Origin of the sequence: Streptomyces sp. NPDC047880, assembly GCF_040706515.1 — a bacterium.
Lineage (GTDB): Bacteria > Actinomycetota > Actinomycetes > Streptomycetales > Streptomycetaceae > Streptomyces.
The window spans coordinates 181,481-201,781 of the sequence record NZ_JBEZOK010000002.1 but is presented as its reverse complement, the minus strand read 5'-3'; the positions used below and the strand labels follow the sequence as shown (position 1 = coordinate 201,781).

Sequence of the window (20,301 nt, the reverse complement as noted above, 5' to 3'; positions counted from 1 at the left end):
TGCTGGAGAGCCGGGGTTTGTTGGCAACCCGTGAACCCAACCGGCGTTGTCAGTGGCTCCCCCTAGTCTGAGAAAGACGGGGGCCCGCCCCTGTCACTTCTCTCAAGAAAGGTGCGGACCGGCGTGGCCGACCGTCTCATCGTTCGTGGAGCGCGCGAGCACAACCTGAAGAACGTCTCGCTCGACCTCCCGCGCGACTCGCTCATCGTCTTCACGGGCCTGTCGGGGTCGGGCAAGTCCTCGCTGGCCTTCGACACCATCTTCGCCGAGGGACAGCGGCGCTACGTGGAGTCCCTCTCCTCCTACGCCCGGCAGTTCCTCGGCCAGATGGACAAGCCGGACGTCGACTTCATCGAGGGCCTGTCCCCGGCCGTCTCCATCGACCAGAAGTCGACCTCGCGCAACCCGCGCTCCACCGTGGGCACGATCACCGAGGTCTACGACTACCTGCGCCTGCTCTTCGCGCGCATCGGCAAGCCGCACTGCCCGGAGTGCCGCCGTCCGATCTCGCGCCAGTCGCCGCAGGCCATCGTCGACCGGGTCCTGGAGCTGCCCGAGGGCAGCCGCTTCCAGGTGCTGTCGCCGCTGGTGCGCGAGCGTAAGGGCGAGTTCGTCGACCTCTTCTCCGACCTCCAGACCAAGGGCTACTCCCGCGCGCGGGTGGACGGCGAGACGATCCAGCTGTCGAGCCCGCCCACGCTGAAGAAGCAGGAGAAGCACACCATCGAGGTGGTCGTCGACCGCCTCACCGTCAAGGACGGCGCCAAGCGCCGCCTCACCGACTCCGTGGAGACCGCCCTCGGGCTGTCGGGCGGCATGGTCGTGCTCGACTTCGTCGACCTCCCCGAGGACGACCCCGAGCGCGAGCGCATGTTCTCGGAGCACCTGTACTGCCCGTACGACGACCTGTCCTTCGAGGAGCTCGAGCCCCGCTCCTTCTCCTTCAACTCGCCCTTCGGCGCCTGCCCCGACTGCACCGGCATCGGCACGCGCATGGAGGTCGACCCGGAGCTGATCGTCCCCGACCCGGACAAGAGCCTCGACGAAGGCGCCATCCACCCCTGGTCGCACGGCCACACCAAGGACTACTTCGGCCGTCTGATCGGCGCTCTCGCCGACGCGCTGGGCTTCCGCACGGACATCCCCTTCGGCGGCCTGCCGCAGCGTGCCAAGAAGGCCCTGCTCCACGGCCACAAGACGCAGGTCGAGGTCCGCTACCGCAACCGCTACGGCCGCGAACGCCGGTACACCACGGCCTTCGAGGGCGCCGTCCCCTTCGTCAAGCGCCGGCACAGCGAGGCCGAGAGCGACTCCAGCCGCGAGCGCTTCGAGGGCTACATGCGCGAGGTGCCCTGCCCGACCTGTGAGGGCACGCGCCTGAAGCCGATCGTCCTCGCCGTCACGATCATGGACAAGTCCATCGCCGAGGTCGCCGCGATGTCGATCAGCGACTGCGCGGACTTCCTGGGCGAACTGAAGCTCACCGCCCGCGACAAGAAGATCGCCGAGCGCGTGCTGAAGGAGGTCAACGAGCGGCTGCGGTTCCTGGTCGACGTCGGCCTGGACTACCTCTCGCTGAACCGCGCGGCCGGCACCCTGTCCGGCGGCGAGGCCCAGCGCATCCGCCTGGCCACCCAGATCGGCTCCGGCCTCGTCGGCGTCCTGTACGTCCTCGACGAGCCGTCCATCGGTCTGCACCAGCGCGACAACCACCGGCTGATCGAGACGCTGGTCCGGCTGCGCGACATGGGCAACACCCTCATCGTCGTCGAGCACGACGAGGACACCATCAAGACCGCCGACTGGATCGTCGACATCGGCCCAGGCGCCGGCGAGCACGGCGGCAAGGTCGTGCACAGCGGCTCCCTGAAGGAGCTCCTCGCCAACGCCGAATCGGAGACCGGTCAGTACCTGTCCGGCAAGAAGGCCATCCCGCTGCCTGACATCCGCCGCCCGCTGGACCCCTCCCGGCAGCTCACCGTGCACGGCGCCCGGGAGAACAATCTCCAGGACATCGACGTCTCGTTCCCCCTCGGCGTGTTCACCGCCGTCACCGGCGTGTCCGGCTCCGGCAAGTCGACGCTGGTCAACGACATCCTGTACACGCACCTGGCCCGCGAGCTGAACGGCGCCCGGAGCGTACCCGGGCGGCACACGCGCGTGGACGGCGACGACCTCGTCGACAAGGTCGTGCACGTGGACCAGTCGCCCATCGGCCGCACCCCCCGCTCCAACCCGGCCACGTACACCGGCGTCTTCGACCACATCCGCAAGCTGTTCGCCGAGACCACCGAGGCGAAGGTCCGCGGCTACCTGCCCGGCCGCTTCTCCTTCAACGTCAAGGGCGGCCGCTGCGAGAACTGCGCGGGCGACGGCACCATCAAGATCGAGATGAACTTCCTGCCGGACGTCTACGTCCCGTGCGAGGTCTGCCACGGCGCCCGGTACAACCGGGAGACCCTGGAGGTCCACTACAAGGGCAAGTCCATCGCCGAGGTGCTGAACATGCCGATCGAGGAGGCCACCGCCTTCTTCGAGGCGGTCCCCGCCATCGCCCGGCACCTCAACACGCTGAAGGACGTCGGCCTCGGCTACGTCCGCCTCGGCCAGGCCGCGACCACCCTGTCCGGCGGCGAGGCGCAGCGTGTGAAGCTCGCCAGCGAACTGCAGAAGCGCTCCACCGGCCGCACGGTCTACGTCCTGGACGAGCCGACCACCGGTCTGCACTTCGAGGACATCAGCAAGTTGCTGACGGTCCTGTCCGGCCTGGTCGACAAGGGCAACACGGTCATCGTCATCGAGCACAACCTCGACGTGATCAAGACCGCCGACTGGATCGTGGACATGGGCCCCGAAGGCGGCGCCGGCGGCGGCCTGGTCGTCGCCGAGGGCACACCCGAGCAGGTGGCCGGGGTCCCGGCCAGCCACACCGGCAAGTTCCTGCGGGAGATCCTCGGCGCCGACCGCGTCAGCGACGCGTCCTCGGTGAAGGCACCGCGCAAGACCACGGCCCGCAAGACGGTCGCGGCCAAGACGGCACCGGCGCGCAAGACCGCCACCAAGACGGTCACCGGCACCGCCGCCGCCAAGAAGACAGCGGCCAAGGCCACCAAGACGACCAAGGCCGCAGCGAAGAAGACGACCCGGTCCACCAAGGGCTGAGGTCACCCAGGCCGAACGCGCCGGGCCCCACGGGCAACGTCCCGTGGGGCCCGGCGCGTTCGCCGTGCGGTCAGGCGTTCTCCCGCGGTTCCACGAACTGCATGTCGAGCTGGATCCTGACCACGTCGCCGAGCAGGCCGGGAGCGAAGTCCAGCCCGAAGTCGCTGCGCCGGATCTCACCCGTCGCCTCGAACCCGGCGTGCCGGCTGCCGTCCATGGGCACCTCGACCAGCCCGCCGAACTCCACGGCGAGCGTCACCGGTCGGGTCACCTCGCCGAGCGTCAGCTCCCCTTCCATGACCCAGTCCTCACCCCCGCCCGAAACCCGCGTCGAGCGGTACGTCATCGTCGGGCGCTTCTCCACGTCCAGCAGGTCGGAGGCGCGGACGTGCGCGTCCCGGTCGGCGTTGCCGGTGTTGATCGAGGCCAGGTCGACGGTCGCGGAGATCCGCACGTCCTCGACCCGCTCCCCGACGAACAGTCCGGCCTCCAGCCGCTCGAAGCGCCCCCGCACCTTGGCGATGCCCAGGTGCCGAACGGTGAAGTTCACGGAGGAGTGGAACGGGTCGAGGGCCCACTCGCCGGGGGCCAGCGGCAGGGGCGTCAGGGCGGTGTCATTCATCATGCCCTCCACCCTGAGGGCCGGGCGGTCCCGGAGGGAGACCGGCCGGAGCCTGGTAGTGACGGGGCCACCCTCCGCGTCCGCCCACCCGGTACGTTCGGCTGGTGAGCGACAACGAGTTGGGCACGTTCCTGCGCACCTGGCGTGAAGCCGTCACCCCGGCCGAGGCGGGGCTGCCCGCGGGCCACCGGCGCCGTACCCCGGGCCTGCGGCGAGCCGAACTGGCCACCCTCGCGGGCGTCAGCGTCGAGTACATCACCCGGCTGGAACAGGGCCGCGACCGCAACCCGTCAGCCCAGGTGCTGGGCGCCCTGGCCGACGCCCTGAACCTCTCCCTCACCGACCGGATGCTGCTGCGCCGCCTGACCAAGGAGGCGGGCGGCGGCGACCCGCTGATCTGTGCGGCGGCCCCGCCGCTCAGCCGTACGGCGCGCCCCACCGTACGGGCCGTGCTGGACCGGCTGGAGCCGGCTCCCGCGCTGGTGGTCAACTGGATCGGCGACGTCCTCGCCCACACGGCCGGCTACGAACGGCTGGTCGGCCCCCTCGGCCTGCTCGACGCCGAGCGGCCCAACCTGCTCCGGTACCTGTTCACCGACGACCGGGCCCGCAGCGCGTACCGCGACTGGGACCGGGTGGCCGACGACCTCGTCGCCCGGCTCCGGCACGGCGTCCCCCTCCGGGACCCCTACCTCGCCGAGCTGGCCGACGAGCTGACGGTGACGGCCGGGGCGGAGTTCACCGACCGGTTCGCCGACCTGGCGGCTGCGCCGCGACGGACGGCCTCCCAGCACATCGAGCACCCGCAGGCCGGTTCCCTGCGGCTGCTGAACGAGACGCTCGCTCTTCCCGACGAGGGGCAGCACCTCATCGTCCAGCTGCCCGCGGACGACGCCACGGCCACCGCCCTGGACCGCCTCAACGGCCGCCGCCCCGGCGCGCTGCGGGCGGTGGCGGTGGGGGAGACCGGCTGAGGCGCCTGCCGGGTACGAAGCGGGTAGGACCCCGGCCGGGTACGCGGCGCGCAGGTCCCCGGCGGTCCGGTCGTCGACGCGGGAACGTTCTCGGGTCGCGGAAGGCGGGGCGTCCGGCCCGTGTCAGCCCTGCAGCTCGTGCGCGTACGGCGGCTCCGCCCCGGCCCGAGAGCAGGTGATCGCCGCCGCGCGGGCCGCGAAGGTCAGCAGTTCCGTCCAGCCGTCGTGGCCCAGTCCGGCGAGGCCCCGTGGGCTGAGGGCGTCGCGTACGGCGAGCCCGTGCAGCAGGGCCGCGTTGACCGTGTCGCCCGCGCCGATGGTGTCCACGACCTCGACGCGTTCGCCTGGCACCGCGTACTCCCCGTCGGCGGTGAAGGCGATCAGGCCGTCACCGCCCCGCGTGATCACGACCGCGTCCGGGCCCGCCGCCAGCCATTCCTGGGGCGTGCCCCCGAGCCACTCCGCGTCCTCCGCGGACAGCTTCAGCAGCGACACCGACGGCAGCCAGCTCTTGAACCGCGCCCGGTAGGCGTCCGCGTCCGGGATCAGCCCGGGCCTGATGTTCGGGTCCAGCGCGGTGAACACGCCCGATGCCGCCGCCCGGCGCATCATCTCCTCGTAGGCGCTCGCGCCCGGCTCCAGCACCAGCGAACAGGTGCCGAAGGACACCGCCCGGGTGCCGGACGGCAGTGCCGAGGGCGCCTCGAACAGTCGGTCGGCCGTCCCGTCGACGTAGAAGGAGTAGGCCGCCGAGCCGTCCGCGCCGACCGTTGCGACGGCGAGGGTCGTCGGCTCGGTGCCCCGCTGCACCGAGGACACGTCAACCCCGGTCGCGCTCAGTCCGTCCAGCAGAGCCTGTCCGAAGGCGTCGGACGACACCCGGGAGCAGAAGGCGGCGGGGGAGCCGAGGCGGCCCAGCGCCACGGCCGTGTTGTAGGGGCCGCCCCCGAGCGCGGGCCGCAGCGCCGCCAGGGCACCCGTGCCCTGCGGTACCAGGTCGATCAGTGCCTCACCGGCGACGACGATCACGACGGGGTTCCTTCCTCGGACGGGCTGGGGCAGCCGCACGACGTGCGGTGGACGAAGGCGCAGGGCAGCCGCACGGTCCGGACGGGCCGGTCCGGCTCGGCGAGCCGCTCCAGAAGCACGTGGACGGCCCGGGCACCGATGTCCCTGCCGGGCTGGGCGATCGCGGTGAGGCGGGGCGAGAACAGATCCGCCCACGCGAAGTCGTCGAAACAGCACAGGGCGATGTCGCCCGGCACGGACAGACCGTGCGCACGCAGGGCGCGCAGCACCCCGATGGTCATGGCGTTGTTGCCGGTGACCAGCGCGGTGGGCGGCACCCCCAGCGACAGCAGGGCCCCGGTCGCCTGCTCGGCACCCGCCGACTCCGAGTCGCCGTGCACCAGCAGCCGCTCGTCGTACGCCAGCCCGGCGAAGGCCAGACCGCTGCGGTATCCGGTGATCCGCTCGCTCGTCGTGCTGAGCCCGGGCCGCCCCGCCACCAGCCCGATCCGCCGGTGACCCAGCCCGGCGAGGTGGGTGACCAGCCGGGACATCGGTTCGGCGTTGTCGGCGCACACCTGGTCGACGTGCGGACCGCCGTCCTTCCCCGGTGCGTCCACCACCCGGTCCATGAACACGGCCGGTACGTCGTGCCGCCCCAGGTAGGCGAGCAGCCCGCGCGGATCGGCGGAGGGCGCGACGATCAGGCCGTCGACCCGGCGCTCATGCAGCAGCTGGGCGACCTTGCACTCGTGCTCCGGGTCGTCGTGCGGATCGGCGATCAGCAGGCTGTAGCCGGCCTCCAGCGCGGCGGCCTCGACGCCCTGAAGGATCTCCGTGAAGTAGGGATTGCTGATCGCCGACACCGCCAGCCCGATGGACCGGGTGCGGGCCGTCACGAGGGAACGGGCCAGGGTGTTCGGGGTGTAGCCGAGCTCCTCCACGGCGTCCAGCACCGCCTGGCGGGTGTGCGGCAGCACCGGCCGGGTGCCGTTCAGCACGTGCGAGACCGTCGCCACGGAGACACCGGCGCTGCGCGCGACGTCGGCCATGGTCGCCATGGGCGTTCCCTTCCTCCGCTTCCGGTCCGCTTCCGGTGGGGAACGTATCGCATCGAGCGGCGGACGTAAACGTTTGCGCAATCGTTTACGTCCGACGCCTCCCGGGACCGAAGGACGGATCCGGGCCCGGAGGCGGTCCCGTGCGGCGGTCCGTGCGGCGGACCTGGGCGGCTACTCCCAGTCCCAGCCGATGCCCAGGAACCCCGCCCGCACCCGGGGCTCGACCAGGTGCACCGAGTGGTGCCGGCCGCTGAGCGCCAGGCCCTGGCATCCGCTGCGCGGCGCCGCCGCGGTGTGCTGGGCGAAACGGTGGCACCGCACCGGCAGGGCCGCGGGGTCGAAGCACACCTGGAGGACGTACTGGCCCCCGGGGCAGTCGAAGCCACGCACGTACTCGCGTGACACACCCGCCGTGCCGTCCTCGACGCCGTAGCGGAAGAGGAAGGTGTCCCCGGCGCGCAGCCGGGTGTCGAAGAGCAGCTCGGCCGCGAGCACCCCGGTGTCGCGGTGCCAACGGACGCGTCCGGTACGGCAGTTCTCCAGGGCGTGCACCCGCATGCGCTCCGGCGCAGCACCCCGGTCCCCGTGGTGGACGGCCACGAAACGGTCGATGCCGTCGCGGTGGGCGCGCACGATGTGGTGCGACTCACGCTCGGCGAGCTCGCGCCGCGCCCCGATCCGGAGGCGTTCGTGGTGGCCGAGGGAGTGCAGGCCCCCGTCGGGCGAGCAGTCCAACTCGGCGAGCAACTGGTCCAGGACCCCGGAGGCCTCGACGAGGGAGCGGTAGGAGCGGGCGGCGGACCGCAGCCCGGACGTGCTGTCCCCACTCTCGGCGAGCAGCCGGATCAGCGACTCCTCGGGAAGCTCAAGGATTTCCTCCAGCGCGCGCACGGCCCGCAGTGACTCGGGGCGCTGTGGACGCCGGGCCCCCTGCTGCCAGTAACTCAGGCTCGTGACACCGACCTTCACCCCGTGCCGGGACAAGTGGTGCTGCACGCGCTGCAGGGGCAGGCCGCGGGCGGCGATGGCGGCCCGCAGGGCGACGTGGAAGGGGCCGCCTTGCAGGGCCGAGTCCAGTTCCGCGGTGGCGACGTCCGCGTGCTGTGGGGCGTGCGGCATGCAGGGGCCTCTTCTCTGAGTCGGCAACGGCTGGTCAGACCGCTTGCGCGGGGCCCCCCACCGGCGTGGGCAGGTCTTCACATCCGTACGCCGTCGTTCAGGGCCCGAGTTCCCCCGCATTGAAGCGTGTTGACCCGGCCCCGACAACACCTGATGCCGGACAGTGACCCACATGCTCTCGGCAGGCTCCTCCCGGACATGCGAACGCCCGGGGCGTGCGCCCCGGGCGTTCGCATGGACGTGTGCTTCCGGAAGTGGCCGCCTAGGAGCGGTCGCCGCCGCCCTGTTCCCGCAGAGCAAGGCGCTTGGCCCGCACGATGTCGGGATCGCGTGGGTCCAGGGAGTCGGGCAGCGCGAACGCGTCGTCCGCGTACCGGCGGGCACGGACCGTCCGCCGGGTTTTCTCGATCCGCATCCGCTTCATCTGCGCAGCCCTCCGACCCGTGGCCCGCCCGCTTCCCACCGGAAACGGCCGGTCCGCACCGACAACCTGTGCCTGCACCGGCACGGACTCCGTCCACCGGACGTCGCCCTGTGCCGTGGGTGAGCCACATTCCCGCTCCTGGTGGGCCGTAACCCCCGGGCGGCCCATGCCGTTGGAAACTGCCTGCCGCCGGGGCCCTGATCATGTCCCTCCGCCGAGCCTGACTGTCGGTGCTCGCCAGTAGGGTGTGAGACATGGCCGACCCCTCCAGCTACCGCCCCAAACCGGGTGAGATCCCCGATTCGCCGGGGGTCTACAGGTTCCGTGACGAGCACCGCCGGGTGATCTACGTCGGAAAGGCGAAGAGCCTGCGCCAGCGCCTGGCGAACTACTTCCAGGACCTGGCGGGCCTGCACCCGCGCACCCGCTCGATGGTCACCACGGCCGCGTCCGTGGAGTGGACGGTGGTGTCGACGGAGGTCGAGGCGCTCCAGCTGGAGTACTCCTGGATCAAGGAGTACGACCCCCGGTTCAACGTCAAGTACCGCGACGACAAGAGCTACCCGTACCTCGCGGTGACGATGAACGAGGAGTACCCGCGCGTGCAGGTGATGCGCGGTCACAAGAAGAAGGGCGTGCGCTACTTCGGGCCGTACGCGCACGCGTGGGCGATCCGTGACACGGTCGACCTGCTGCTGCGCGTCTTCCCCGTGCGCACCTGTTCGGCGGGCGTGTTCAAGAACGCCGCCCGTACCGGCCGCCCCTGCCTCCTCGGCTACATCGGCAAGTGCTCCGCCCCCTGCGTGGACCGCGTCTCCGCCGAGGAGCACCGCGAACTGGCCGACGAGTTCTGCGACTTCATGACCGGCCGGACGAACACCTACATCCGCCGGCTGGAGAAGCAGATGGCGGAAGCGGCCGACGAGATGGAGTACGAGCGGGCCGCCCGGCTGCGCGACGACATCGGCGCCCTGAAGAAGGCCATGGAGAAGAACGCGGTCGTGCTCGCCGACGCGACCGACGCCGACCTGATCGCGGTCGCCGAGGACGAGCTGGAGGCGGCCGTCCAGATCTTCCACGTCCGCGGCGGACGCGTGCGCGGCCAGCGCGGCTGGGTCACCGACAAGGTGGAGGAGATCACCACCGGCGCCCTGGTCGAGCACGCCCTGCAGCAGCTGTACGGCGAGGAGACGGGCGACGCCGTCCCCAAGGAGGTCCTGGTCCCCGCCCTGCCGGACCCCCTGGAGCCGGTCCAGGAGTGGCTCACCGGCCGCCGCGGTTCGGGCGTCTCCCTGCGCATCCCGCAGCGCGGCGACAAGAAGGCCCTCATGGAGACCGTGCAGCGCAACGCCCAGCAGGCGCTCGTGCTGCACAAGACCAAGCGAGCCTCCGACCTGACCACGCGCTCACGCGCGCTGGAGGAGATCGCCGACGCCCTCGACCTGGACAGCGCCCCGCTCAGGATCGAGTGCTACGACATCTCCCACCTCCAGGGTGACGACGTCGTGGCCTCCATGGTCGTCTTCGAGGACGGCCTGGCCCGCAAGAGCGAGTACCGCCGCTTCCAGATCAAGGGCTTCGCCGGGCAGGACGACGTCCGCTCCATGCACGAGGTGATCACCCGGCGCTTCCGGCGTTATCTCGCCGAGAAGGAGAAGACGGGGGAGTGGACCGACGGCGAGAGCACCGCGGCTCCGGTGCTCAAGGGCGACAGCGCGGCTCCCGTGACCGACGACGAGAACGCCGCGGCTCCCATGACCGACGGCAACGGCGACATCGTCGGGACCGGCCCCACCGAGGACGACGGCCGCCCCAAGAAGTTCGCCTACCCGCCCCAGCTCGTCGTCGTCGACGGCGGCGCCCCGCAGGTCGCGGCCGCCCGGCGCGCCATGGACGAGCTCGGCATCGACGACATCGCCGTGTGCGGCCTCGCCAAGCGACTGGAGGAGGTCTGGCTGCCCGGCGACGACGACCCGGTGGTCCTTCCCCGCACCAGCGAGGGCCTGTACCTGCTCCAGCGCGTGCGTGACGAGGCCCACAGGTTCGCGATCACCTACCAGCGCACCAAGAGGTCCAAGCGCTTCCGCTCCAGCCCGCTGGACGACGTCCCCGGCCTCGGGGACACGCGCAAGCAGGCACTTCTGAAGCACTTCGGTTCGTTGAAGAAACTGCGATCCGCCACGATCGACCAGATCTGCGAGGTCCCCGGCATAGGCCGCAAGACAGCCGAGACGATCGCCGTGGCCCTCTCCCGGTCGGCCCCGGCCGCACCCGCCGTCAACACGGCGACCGGAGAGATCATGGAAGAGGAACCGGGCACCATGGGTTCCAGTGGGGAACCCGTGGCAACGGGCGCCCCGGACGAACGACGGGGGCAGGAGACATGAATGTGAACGAGCACGACGCGCGACAAGAGCAAGCCGGAGACGGAGCACAGGTGAGTACGGGCACGCCCAACGAGAAGGCCCCGGTCCCGGACGCGGCCATCCCCGAACTGGTGATCATCTCCGGCATGTCCGGAGCCGGGCGGTCCACGGCGGCGAAGTGCCTGGAGGACCTCGGCTGGTTCGTCGTGGACAACCTGCCGCCCGCCCTGATCCCCACCATGGTGGAGCTCGGCGCCCGCTCCCAGGGCAACGTGGCGAGGATCGCCGTCGTCGTCGACGTCCGCGGACGGCGCTTCTTCGACAACCTCCGTGAGTCCCTCGCCGACCTGGAGGCGAAGAACGTCACACGGCGGATCGTCTTCCTGGAGTCCTCCGACGAGGCCCTGGTCCGCCGCTTCGAGTCGGTACGCCGCCCGCACCCGCTGCAGGGCGACGGCCGCATCGTCGACGGCATCGCGGCCGAACGCGAGCTGCTGCGCGAGCTGCGCGGCGACGCGGACCTGGTGATCGACACCTCCAGCCTGAACGTCCACGAGCTGCGCGCCAAGATGGACGCCCAGTTCGCCGGCGAGGAGGAGCCGGAGCTGCGGGCCACGGTGATGTCGTTCGGCTACAAGTACGGCCTCCCGGTCGACGCCGACCTCGTCGTCGACTGCCGCTTCCTGCCGAACCCGCACTGGGTCCCGGAGCTGCGCCCGTACACGGGTCTCAACGAGGAGGTGTCCGGCTACGTCTTCAACCAGCCCGGCGCCAAGGAGTTCCTCGACCGCTACACGGAGCTCCTCCAGCTGGTCGCCACCGGCTACCGCCGGGAGGGCAAGCGCTACGTGACCATCGCCGTGGGCTGTACGGGTGGCAAGCACCGCTCGGTCGCCATGTCGGAGAAGCTCGCCGCCCGGCTCGCCGCCGAGGGCGTGGAGACGGTGGTCGTACACCGGGACATGGGACGCGAATGACACGACGTACACCCCGGCTGAGCCGGCTGCGCCGGGTGGTGCCCGAGAGCAACGGCGACAAGGGCGCCACCGGCCAGAAGGGCGGCCGGCCGGCCGAGGCCCGGGGCGGCAGGCCGCGCCGCCGGGGCACCCAGCCCAAGGTGGTCGCCCTCGGCGGCGGTATGGGCCTGTCCGCCTCGCTCGCCGCGCTGCGCCGGATCACCGGCGACCTCACCGCCGTCGTCACCGTGGCCGACGACGGCGGCTCCAGCGGCCGGCTGCGCGACGAGCTGGGCGTACTGCCGCCCGGGGACCTGCGCAAGGCCCTGGCGGCCCTGTGCGGCGACGACGACTGGGGCCAGACCTGGGCCCGGGTCATCCAGCACCGCTTCCAGTCCCAGGGCGACCTGCACGAGCACGCGGTCGGCAATCTGCTGATCGTCGCCCTGTGGGAACAGCTCGGCGACCATGTCCAGGCCCTGGACCTGGTCGGACGGCTGCTGGGCGCTCAGGGGCGCGTGCTGCCGATGTCCGCCGTGCCGCTGGAGCTCCAGGCCCTGGTCAAGGGCCACGACCCGGAGCGCCCGGACGAGGTCGACACGGTCCGCGGCCAGGCGACCGTCGCCCTCACCCCCGGCGAGGTGCAGTCCGTGCACCTGGTGCCGTGCGACCCGCCGGCCGTGCCCGAGGCGGTCGAGGCCGTCCTGGACGCCGACTGGGTGGTGCTCGGCCCCGGCTCCTGGTTCTCCTCGGTCATTCCGCACCTGCTCGTGCCCGAGCTGCTGGACGCGCTCACGCAGACGAAGGCCCGCCGGGTACTCTCCCTGAACCTCGCGCCGCAGCCCGGAGAAACCGAGGGCTTCTCCCCGCAGCGTCATTTGGAGGTTTTGGGACGACACGCCCCTAAACTCGCCCTGGACGTGGTGCTGGCCGACGAGGCAGCCGTGCCCGACCGTGACTCCCTGACCGATGCCGCCAAGCGGTTCGGGGCCGCGGTCGAGCTGGCGCCGGTGGCCAGGCCCGACGGAACCCCGAGGCACGACCCGGAGCTGTTGGCCGCCGCGTACGACCGTATTTTTCGGATGCATGGAAGGATCGGCCCATGGCGATGACGGCAGCGGTGAAGGATGAGATCTCCCGGCTCCCCGTCACCCGGACCTGCTGCAGGAAGGCGGAGGTCTCCGCCATCCTGCGGTTCGCCGGCGGCCTTCACCTCGTGAGCGGTCGGATCGTGATCGAGGCGGAGCTGGACACGGCGATGGCGGCCCGCCGTCTCAAGCGGGACATCCTGGAGATCTTCGGCCACAGCTCCGAGCTGATCGTGATGGCTCCGGGCGGGTTGCGCCGCGGCTCGCGCTACGTGGTGCGGGTGGTGGCGGGCGGTGACCAGCTCGCGCGCCAGACCGGCCTGGTCGACGGGCGGGGCCGCCCGATCCGCGGCCTGCCCCCGCAGGTGGTCTCGGGGGCCACCTGCGACGCCGAGGCCGCCTGGCGTGGCGCGTTCCTGGCGCACGGTTCGCTCACCGAGCCGGGCCGCTCCTCCTCCCTGGAGGTGACCTGCCCGGGTCCCGAGGCCGCGCTCGCCCTGGTCGGTGCCGCCCGACGGCTGTCGATCCCCGCCAAGGCCCGCGAGGTGCGCGGCGTGGACCGGGTCGTCGTCCGCGACGGCGACGCGATCGGCGCCCTGCTGACCCGGCTCGGCGCGCACGAGTCGGTGCTGGCCTGGGAGGAGCGCCGGATGCGCCGCGAGGTGCGCGCCACGGCGAACCGGCTCGCCAACTTCGACGACGCCAACCTGCGCAGATCGGCCCGCGCGGCCGTCGCCGCCGGCGCCCGGGTGCAGCGCGCCCTGGAGATCCTCGCCGACGACGTGCCCGAGCACCTCGCCGCCGCCGGCCGGCTGCGCATGGAGCACAAGCAGGCCTCCCTGGAGGAACTGGGCGCGCTCGCCGACCCGCCGCTGACCAAGGACGCCGTCGCCGGCCGGATCCGCCGCCTGCTGGCCATGGCCGACAAGCGCGCCTCCGACCTCGGCATCCCGGGCACGGAGGCCAACCTCAGCGAGGAGCTGGCCGACAACCTCGTGGGCTGATCCCACACGACGTCAAACAGCCGGTTCGGGCGCCCACTTGGGTGACCGGAACCGGCTTTTGCGTGTCGCTGATGCGCCCTTGACTCGATCATGGTCTGTCATGAGCCTGGCATCTGTTCGCTGCTGTGGCGGACCCACGCTAGGGGGGTTCATGAGACGAAGAGCGAGATCGATCCTCGCTGTCGGCGCGCTCCTGATCGGCGGAGCGAGCTTCGCGCCCATCGCCCAGGCACAACCGGGGAGTCCGGCCCCGTCCGACCCGGACGAAGTCAAGGTCTTCCGGGCCGACGTCACCCGGAAGCAGGTACCCCTGCTGCTCGCGGCCGGCCAGGACGGCCATGAACTGAGTGAGCGCGTCCCCGTCAAGGGCGTCGCGACCGTCGAGGTCTACCTGACGGACCGGCAGGCCGAGAAGCTTCAGAAGCAGGGCGTCGAGCTCACCGAGCACGAACTCTCCACCCGCGCCGAGGCCCGCGTCGAAGCCGCCGCCGAGGGCGTGTTCCGCCCGTTCAGCGGCAAGGGCGGCCTGCGGGAGGAACTCCTGCGCACCGCCCAGGAGCACCCGGACCTCACCAAGGTCGTCTCCATCGGCAAGACCGTCAAGGGCCAGGACATCCTCGCGCTGAAGCTCACCAAGGGCGCCAAGAGGACGAAGGACGGCTCCAAGCCCTCGGTCCTCTACATGTCCAACCAGCACGCGCGCGAGTGGATCACGCCGGAGATGACCCGGCGTCTGATGCACCACTACCTGGACAACTACAAGAAGGACCGGCGCCTCAAGAAGATCGTCGACTCCACCGAACTGTGGTTCCTGCTGTCGGCCAACCCCGACGGCTACGACTACACCTTCGCGGACCCCGCCAACCGCCAGTGGCGCAAGAATCTGCGGGACGTCAACGGCGACGGCGTCATCGCCACCGGCGACGGCGTCGACCTCAACCGCAACTTCGCCTACAAGTGGGGCTACGACAACGAGGGTTCGTCCCCCAACCCCACCAGCCAGACCTACCGCGGCAAGGGCCCGAACTCCGAGCCGGAGACCCAGGCCCTGGACTCCTTCCAGAAGCGGATCGGCTTCACGTACGGCATCAACTACCACTCCGCCGCCGAACTCATCCTGTACGGAGTCGGCTGGCAGGTGGCCACGCACACCCCGGACGACGTCATGTACAAGGCGCTCGCCGGCACGCCCGACAACTCCGCGATCCCCGGCTACCACCCGCAGCTCTCCTCCGAGCTGTACACCACCAACGGTGAAGCCGACGGCCACGCGGCGAACGTCAACGGGCTGGCGATGTTCACCCCTGAGATGTCGACCTGTCAGACCGCCTCGGATCTGGACCCGAACGACGAGTGGAAGGCGGCCGACTGCCAGTCGGTGTTCACCTTCCCGGACGACGAGAAGCTGATTCAGCAGGAGTTCGCCAAGAACATCCCGTTCGCGCTCTCCGTCGCCGAGTCCGCCGCCCACCCCGACCGGCCGTCCTCGGCGGTCGGCCTGAAGGCCGCCGACTTCACCCCGGCCGCGTTCGGCACGTCCTACTCCCGCGGCGCCGACCAGGAGGTCTCCGTCGTCGCCCGAAAGGCTGTGCGCGACAAGGAACTCAAGTACCGCGTCAACGGCGGCCGCACCTGGGACATGGCGCTCAAGCCCTGGAAGGGCGGCGAGACCTACGGCGGTGAGGACAACCTCTACTTCGACGAGTACCGGGCGAAGGTCGAGGACGGCGGCCCGGGCGACAAGGTCGAGGTGTGGTTCACCGGCGAGGCGAAGAACGGCAGGAAGGTCTCCAGCGAGCACTTCACGTACACGGTCGCCGAACGGCCCCGGGCGGACACCCTCGTCGTCGCCGAGGAGGGCGCGACCGCCACGCAGGCACAGGCGTACGTGGACGCGCTCAAGGCGAGCGGCCGCAAGGCGGTCGTCTGGGACGTCGCCGAGCGGGGCGCGCCCGACGCGCTCGGCGTGCTGAGCCACTTCGACACCGTCGTCCACTACACGGGCGCGGGCGTCCCGGGCGTCGCCACCCAGCTCCAGCTGCGGGCCTTCCTCAACGAGGGCGGCCGGCTGATCGAGGCCGGTGAGCAGGCCGGCGGCGACGTCGACCTCGGCGGTGGCGCGCTGTCGGACGACTTCAGCCAGTACTACCTGGGCGCCTACACCCGCACCGCCACCCCCGGAGCCACCGGCTTCACCGGTTCCGGCGAGCTGGGCGGTGTCACCGGCCCGCTGAGCGCCGCCGCCGGCAACCCGCTGGACAAGGCCGGCACCTACGGCGTCACCTCCGACGAACTGCGGACCGACGAGTTCCCGCAGTTCGCCAGCAAGGGCGCCGGGCAGTTCGCCGGCACGGTCAACCCGTACGGCCCGTACGCGGGCACGTCGATGGCCGCCGCCGTCCACACCGACGACGCCTACAAGCGCCTCACCCGCACCGTGGACCTCACCGGTACCACCGCGGCCCAGCAGCCGGCCCTGCGCACCCAGCTCCTGTGGGACACCGAGCCCGGCTACGATCACGCAGTGGTCGAGGCCCATGTCACGGGCTCCGACGACTGGACGACCCTTCCCGAGGCGGGCGGCGCCACCGGGACCGCCGTGCCGACGGAGTGCGAGGGCGGGTTCTACGTCAACGAGCACCCCTGGCTGAAGCACTACCTGACCGTGGCGGCCGACGGCTGCGCCGCGACCGGCACCACCGGCGCGTGGAACAGTCTCACCGGCAGCTCCGGCGGCTGGCGGCAGGTGAACTTCGACCTGAGCGCCTACGCCGGGAAGACGGTCGAGGTCTCGATCAGCTACGTCACCGACCCGGGCAGCGGCGGGCGCGGCGTCCTCGCCGACGACGCCTCGCTCGTCGTCGGCGGCACGGCGCGGGAGACCGAGGGTTTCGAGACCTCGCTCGGGGCCTGGAAGGTGGCCGGACCGCCCGCGGGCAGCCCGGCCGTCCTGAAGGACTGGGCTCGTACCGGCGCCCTGTTCCAGACGTACGGCGCGGTCACCACGGACGACACCGTGCTGCTGGGGTTCGGCCTGGAGCACGTCACCGCCGCGGCGGACCGGGCGGCGCTGATGAGGAAGGCACTCGCTTCCCTCGACGGGTGAGTTCCCTGGTCAACAGGGAACCCGTGCGGTAGCGAAATCGAGTGATCTTGCTCGCGGCGGTGGGCGGTCCGTACCCCTACTGGCGGGTAAGGGCCGCCCTGCCGTGTATGAGGCATCTGGATGTCACCACCAGCCCTTCAGAGAGGTAGGGTCGTAGGCGGTCGGGGACATCCCAAACAGAGCTCGCCGGCACTTCATGGCCGGCGTACCAACGAGGAGATCGGTTCGTGACGATCCGCGTAGGCATCAACGGCTTCGGCCGCATCGGTCGTAACTACTTCCGCGCGCTGCTGGAGCAGGGTGCAGACATCGAGATCGTGGCTGTCAACGACCTGGGTGACACCGCGACCACCGCTCACCTGCTGAAGTACGACACCATTCTGGGCCGCCTCAAGCAGGAGGTCACGCACACCGCCGACACGATCACGGTCGACGGCAAGACCATCAAGGTCCTGGCCGAGCGCAACCCCGCCGACATCCCGTGGGGCGAGCTGGGCGTCGACATCGTCATCGAGTCGACCGGCATCTTCACGAAGAAGGCCGACGCCGAGAAGCACCTGGCGGGCGGCGCGAAGAAGGTCCTCATCTCGGCTCCGGCCAAGGACGAGGACGTCACCATCGTGATGGGCGTCAACCAGGACAAGTACGACCCGGCGAACCACCACGTCATCTCCAACGCCTCCTGCACCACCAACTGTGTGGCGCCGATGGCGAAGGTCCTCGACGAGAACTTCGGCATCGTCAAGGGTCTGATGACCACGGTGCACGCGTACACCAACGACCAGCGCATCCTGGACTTCCCGCACAAGGACCTGCGTCGCGCGCGTGCCGCCGCCGAGAACATCATCCCGACCACCACGGGTGCCGCCAAGGCCACCGCGCTGGTCCTCCCGCAGCTCAAGGGGAAGCTGGACGGCATCGCCATGCGTGTCCCGGTCCCGACCGGCTCGGTCACCGACCTGGTCCTCGAGCTGTCCCGCGAGGTCACGAAGGAAGAGGTCAACGCCGCCTTCCAGAAGGCCGCGGAGGGCGAGCTGAAGGGCATCCTCGAGTACACGGAGGACCCGATCGTCTCCTCCGACATCGTGAACGCCCCGGCGTCCTGCACCTTCGACTCCTCCCTGACCATGGTCCAGGAGGGCAAGAACGTGAAGGTCATCGGCTGGTACGACAACGAGTGGGGCTACTCCAACCGCCTCGTGGACCTCACGGTCTTCGTCGGCAACCAGCTCTGATCGAATAGACCAGGCACCACGGTGTGAGAGCAGGGCTCGGGCAGCGCGCGGTCGCGCTGTCCGAGCCCTGACTCACGTACAGATCAGATCTGTTAGATCACGAGCGCTTCCGAGCGATCACGAGCTCTTTCAGGAGTCCCCTTACATGAAGACGATCGACGAACTCCTCTCCGAGGGAGTGGCGGGCAAGCGGGTCTTCGTCCGCGCCGACCTGAACGTGCCGCTGGACGGCACGCGCATCACCGACGACGGCCGCATCCGCGCCGTGCTGCCCACGGTCAAGGCCCTCGCCGAGGCGGGCGCCCGGGTCGTCGTCGCCTCCCACCTGGGCCGCCCCAAGGGCGCCCCGGACCCGGCCTTCTCCCTCGCCCCGGCCGCCGCGCGCCTCGGTGAACTCCTCGGCGCGGACGTGGCCTTCGCGACCGACACGGTCGGCGAGTCCGCCCGGGACACCGTCGCCGGCCTGGCCGACGGCCGGGTGGCGGTCGTCGAGAACCTGCGCTTCAACGCCGGTGAGACGAGCAAGGACGACGCCGAGCGCGGCGCCTTCGCCGACCAGCTCGCCGCCCTCGCGGACGTCTACGTCGGTGACGGCTTCGGCGCGGTGCACCGCAAGCACGCCTCGGTCTTCGACCTCCCGGCGCGCCTGCCGCACTACGCGGGATACCTCATCGCCACCGAGGTCGGCGTCCTGAAGAAGCTCACCGAGGACGTCAAGCGGCCCTACGCCGTCGTCCTGGGCGGCGCCAAGGTGTCCGACAAGCTCGCTGTCATCGACCAGCTGCTCGGCAAGGCCGACCGCCTGCTCATCGGCGGCGGCATGGTCTTCACCTTCCTGAAGGCCAAGGGCCACGAGATCGGCACGTCCCTGGTCCAGGAGGACCAGCTCCCGGCCGTCCGGGAGTACATCGATCGCGCCGAGAAGAACGGCGTCGAGCTGGTCCTGCCCCTGGACGTCGTGGTCGCGCCGGAGTTCCCGGACCTGGGGACCAAGGCCCCGGGCCGGCCCAGCACCGTCGCCGCGGACGCCATGCCGGCCGGCCAGATGGGGCTGGACATCGGCCCCGAGTCCCGCACGCTGTACGCCTCGAAGATCGTCGACGCCGCCACCGTCTTCTGGAACGGCCCCATGGGCGTCTTCGAGCACCCCGATTTCGCCGAGGGCACCAAGGCCGTCGCCCAGGCACTCCTCGACTCGAAGGCCTTCACGGTGGTCGGTGGTGGCGACTCCGCCGCCGCCGTCCGCATCCTTGGCTTCGACGAGAACGCATTCGGCCACATCTCGACCGGTGGCGGCGCCTCCCTCGAATACCTCGAGGGCAAGACGCTCCCCGGCCTCGCCGCACTGGAGGACTGACCCTTTATGAGCACGCGCACGCCGCTGATGGCGGGCAACTGGAAGATGAACCTCAACCACCTCGAGGCCATCGCGCACGTCCAGAAGCTCGCCTTCGCCCTGGCCGACAAGGACTACGAGGCCGTCGAGGTCGCCGTCCTGCCTCCCTTCACCGACCTGCGCTCCGTGCAGACCCTGGTCGACGGCGACAAGCTCAAAATCAAGTACGGTGCCCAGGACATCTCGGCGCACGACGGCGGTGCCTTCACCGGCGAGATCTCCGGCCCCATGCTGGCCAAGCTGAAGTGCACGTATGTCGCCATCGGCCACAGCGAGCGCCGTCAGTACCACGCCGAGACCGACGAGCTGGTGAACGCCAAGGTCAAGGCCGCGTACAAGCACGGCCTGACCCCGATCCTGTGCGTCGGCGAGGAGCTGGAGATCCGCGAGGCGGGCAACCACGTCTCCCACACCCTCGCCCAGGTCGAGGGCGGTCTGAAGGACCTGCCCGCCGAGCACGCCGAGACCGTCGTGATCGCCTACGAGCCCGTGTGGGCCATCGGCACCGGCAAGGTCTGCGGCGCCGAGGACGCCCAGGAGGTCTGCGCGGCGATCCGCGGCAAGATCGCCGAGCTGTACTCCCAGGACCTGGCCGACAAGGTCCGCATCCAGTACGGCGGCTCCGTGAAGTCGGGCAACGTCGCGGAGATCATGGCCCAGGCCGACATCGACGGCGCCCTGGTCGGCGGTGCCTCGCTGGACGCCGACGAGTTCGTCAAGATCGTGCGCTTCCGCGACCAGTGAGTAGGCCCTAGCGGCGATCCGTCGTACCCTTGCGGG

Annotated in this window: 15 protein-coding genes; 10 read left to right on the top strand and 5 right to left on the bottom strand. The window is 70.8% G+C overall.

The window, feature by feature from the left end; translation table 11 throughout:
- The first annotated feature begins 123 nt into the window (after positions 1–123).
- On the top strand, positions 124–3,162 hold the full coding sequence (gene uvrA, locus AB0937_RS04805) for an excinuclease ABC subunit UvrA (RefSeq protein WP_366709492.1): 3,039 nt from the start codon (positions 124–126) through the stop codon (positions 3,160–3,162).
- A gap of 70 nt (positions 3,163–3,232) precedes the next feature.
- Here uvrA and AB0937_RS04800 read toward each other — a convergent pair whose 3' ends face one another.
- Entirely contained in the window at positions 3,233–3,787 is a 555-nt protein-coding gene (locus tag AB0937_RS04800; RefSeq protein ID WP_366709491.1) for a YceI family protein, read from the bottom strand.
- A gap of 101 nt (positions 3,788–3,888) precedes the next feature.
- On the opposite strand from AB0937_RS04800, the gene AB0937_RS04795 reads away from it, so the two are divergent.
- Positions 3,889–4,758, top strand: a complete 870-nt coding sequence (locus AB0937_RS04795; protein WP_366709490.1) for a helix-turn-helix domain-containing protein — start codon at positions 3,889–3,891, stop codon at positions 4,756–4,758.
- Positions 4,759–4,881: 123 nt separating this feature from the next.
- Here AB0937_RS04795 and AB0937_RS04790 read toward each other — a convergent pair whose 3' ends face one another.
- The 4 genes from AB0937_RS04790 to AB0937_RS04775 form a co-directional block, all read right to left on the bottom strand.
- Positions 4,882–5,787: a carbohydrate kinase gene (locus AB0937_RS04790; RefSeq protein WP_366709489.1), complete on the bottom strand. Its 906-nt coding sequence runs from the start codon at positions 5,785–5,787 to the stop codon at positions 4,882–4,884.
- Entirely contained in the window at positions 5,784–6,827 is a 1,044-nt protein-coding gene (locus AB0937_RS04785; RefSeq protein ID WP_366709488.1) for a LacI family DNA-binding transcriptional regulator, read from the bottom strand. Before AB0937_RS04785 ends, AB0937_RS04790 begins: the two co-directional genes overlap by 4 nt.
- 171 nt (positions 6,828–6,998) lie before the next feature.
- Positions 6,999–7,946 carry a hypothetical protein gene (locus tag AB0937_RS04780; RefSeq protein WP_366709487.1) on the bottom strand — a complete coding sequence of 316 codons (948 nt, stop codon included), beginning with the start codon at positions 7,944–7,946 and terminating at the stop codon, positions 6,999–7,001.
- A 262-nt stretch (positions 7,947–8,208) separates the two neighbouring features.
- Complete coding sequence (locus AB0937_RS04775; protein WP_366709486.1) at positions 8,209–8,361, bottom strand: hypothetical protein; 153 nt, start codon at positions 8,359–8,361, stop codon at positions 8,209–8,211.
- Positions 8,362–8,624: 263 nt separating this feature from the next.
- Between AB0937_RS04775 and uvrC the strand changes: the two genes are divergently transcribed.
- The 8 genes from uvrC (at position 8,625) to tpiA (ending at position 20,265) form a co-directional block, all read left to right on the top strand.
- Positions 8,625–10,757, top strand: coding sequence for an excinuclease ABC subunit UvrC (gene uvrC, locus AB0937_RS04770; protein WP_366709485.1), 2,133 nt, complete (start codon positions 8,625–8,627; stop codon positions 10,755–10,757).
- Positions 10,754–11,713 carry an RNase adapter RapZ gene (gene rapZ / locus AB0937_RS04765; protein WP_366709484.1) on the top strand — a complete coding sequence of 320 codons (960 nt, stop codon included), beginning with the start codon at positions 10,754–10,756 and terminating at the stop codon, positions 11,711–11,713. The genes uvrC and rapZ overlap by 4 nt, the downstream gene beginning before the upstream one ends.
- Entirely contained in the window at positions 11,710–12,804 is a 1,095-nt protein-coding gene (gene yvcK / locus AB0937_RS04760; protein WP_366709483.1) for a uridine diphosphate-N-acetylglucosamine-binding protein YvcK, read from the top strand. The genes rapZ and yvcK overlap by 4 nt, the downstream gene beginning before the upstream one ends.
- Complete coding sequence (gene whiA / locus AB0937_RS04755) at positions 12,795–13,784, top strand: DNA-binding protein WhiA (RefSeq protein ID WP_366709482.1); 990 nt, start codon at positions 12,795–12,797, stop codon at positions 13,782–13,784. Before yvcK ends, whiA begins: the two co-directional genes overlap by 10 nt.
- 151 nt (positions 13,785–13,935) lie before the next feature.
- On the top strand, positions 13,936–16,890 hold the full coding sequence (locus AB0937_RS04750; protein ID WP_366709481.1) for a M14 family zinc carboxypeptidase: 2,955 nt from the start codon (positions 13,936–13,938) through the stop codon (positions 16,888–16,890).
- Between the two features lie 227 nt (positions 16,891–17,117).
- A complete protein-coding gene (gap, locus tag AB0937_RS04745; protein ID WP_366709480.1) occupies positions 17,118–18,125 on the top strand; it encodes a type I glyceraldehyde-3-phosphate dehydrogenase in 1,008 nt (335 codons plus the stop codon).
- A gap of 145 nt (positions 18,126–18,270) precedes the next feature.
- On the top strand, positions 18,271–19,482 hold the full coding sequence (locus AB0937_RS04740) for a phosphoglycerate kinase (protein WP_366709479.1): 1,212 nt from the start codon (positions 18,271–18,273) through the stop codon (positions 19,480–19,482).
- 6 nt (positions 19,483–19,488) lie between these two features.
- On the top strand, positions 19,489–20,265 hold the full coding sequence (tpiA, locus tag AB0937_RS04735) for a triose-phosphate isomerase (RefSeq protein WP_366709478.1): 777 nt from the start codon (positions 19,489–19,491) through the stop codon (positions 20,263–20,265).
- Positions 20,266–20,301 lie beyond the last annotated feature (36 nt).

Excerpts from the sequence above, each read along its gene's own strand:
- AB0937_RS04800 (WP_366709491.1), bottom strand. The coding sequence starts at position 3,787 with ATGATGAATGACACCGCCCTGACGCCCCTGCCGCTGGCCCCCGGCGAG.
- AB0937_RS04785 (WP_366709488.1), bottom strand. The coding sequence starts at position 6,827 with ATGGCGACCATGGCCGACGTCGCGCGCAGCGCCGGTGTCTCCGTGGCG.
- AB0937_RS04780 (WP_366709487.1), bottom strand. The coding sequence starts at position 7,946 with ATGCCGCACGCCCCACAGCACGCGGACGTCGCCACCGCGGAACTGGAC.
- AB0937_RS04775 (WP_366709486.1), bottom strand. The coding sequence starts at position 8,361 with ATGCGGATCGAGAAAACCCGGCGGACGGTCCGTGCCCGCCGGTACGCG.
- uvrC (WP_366709485.1), top strand. The coding sequence starts at position 8,625 with ATGGCCGACCCCTCCAGCTACCGCCCCAAACCGGGTGAGATCCCCGAT.
- rapZ (WP_366709484.1), top strand. The coding sequence starts at position 10,754 with ATGAATGTGAACGAGCACGACGCGCGACAAGAGCAAGCCGGAGACGGA.
- yvcK (WP_366709483.1), top strand. The coding sequence starts at position 11,710 with ATGACACGACGTACACCCCGGCTGAGCCGGCTGCGCCGGGTGGTGCCC.
- whiA (WP_366709482.1), top strand. The coding sequence starts at position 12,795 with ATGGCGATGACGGCAGCGGTGAAGGATGAGATCTCCCGGCTCCCCGTC.
- AB0937_RS04750 (WP_366709481.1), top strand. The coding sequence starts at position 13,936 with ATGAGACGAAGAGCGAGATCGATCCTCGCTGTCGGCGCGCTCCTGATC.
- AB0937_RS04740 (WP_366709479.1), top strand. The coding sequence starts at position 18,271 with ATGAAGACGATCGACGAACTCCTCTCCGAGGGAGTGGCGGGCAAGCGG.
- tpiA (WP_366709478.1), top strand. The coding sequence starts at position 19,489 with ATGAGCACGCGCACGCCGCTGATGGCGGGCAACTGGAAGATGAACCTC.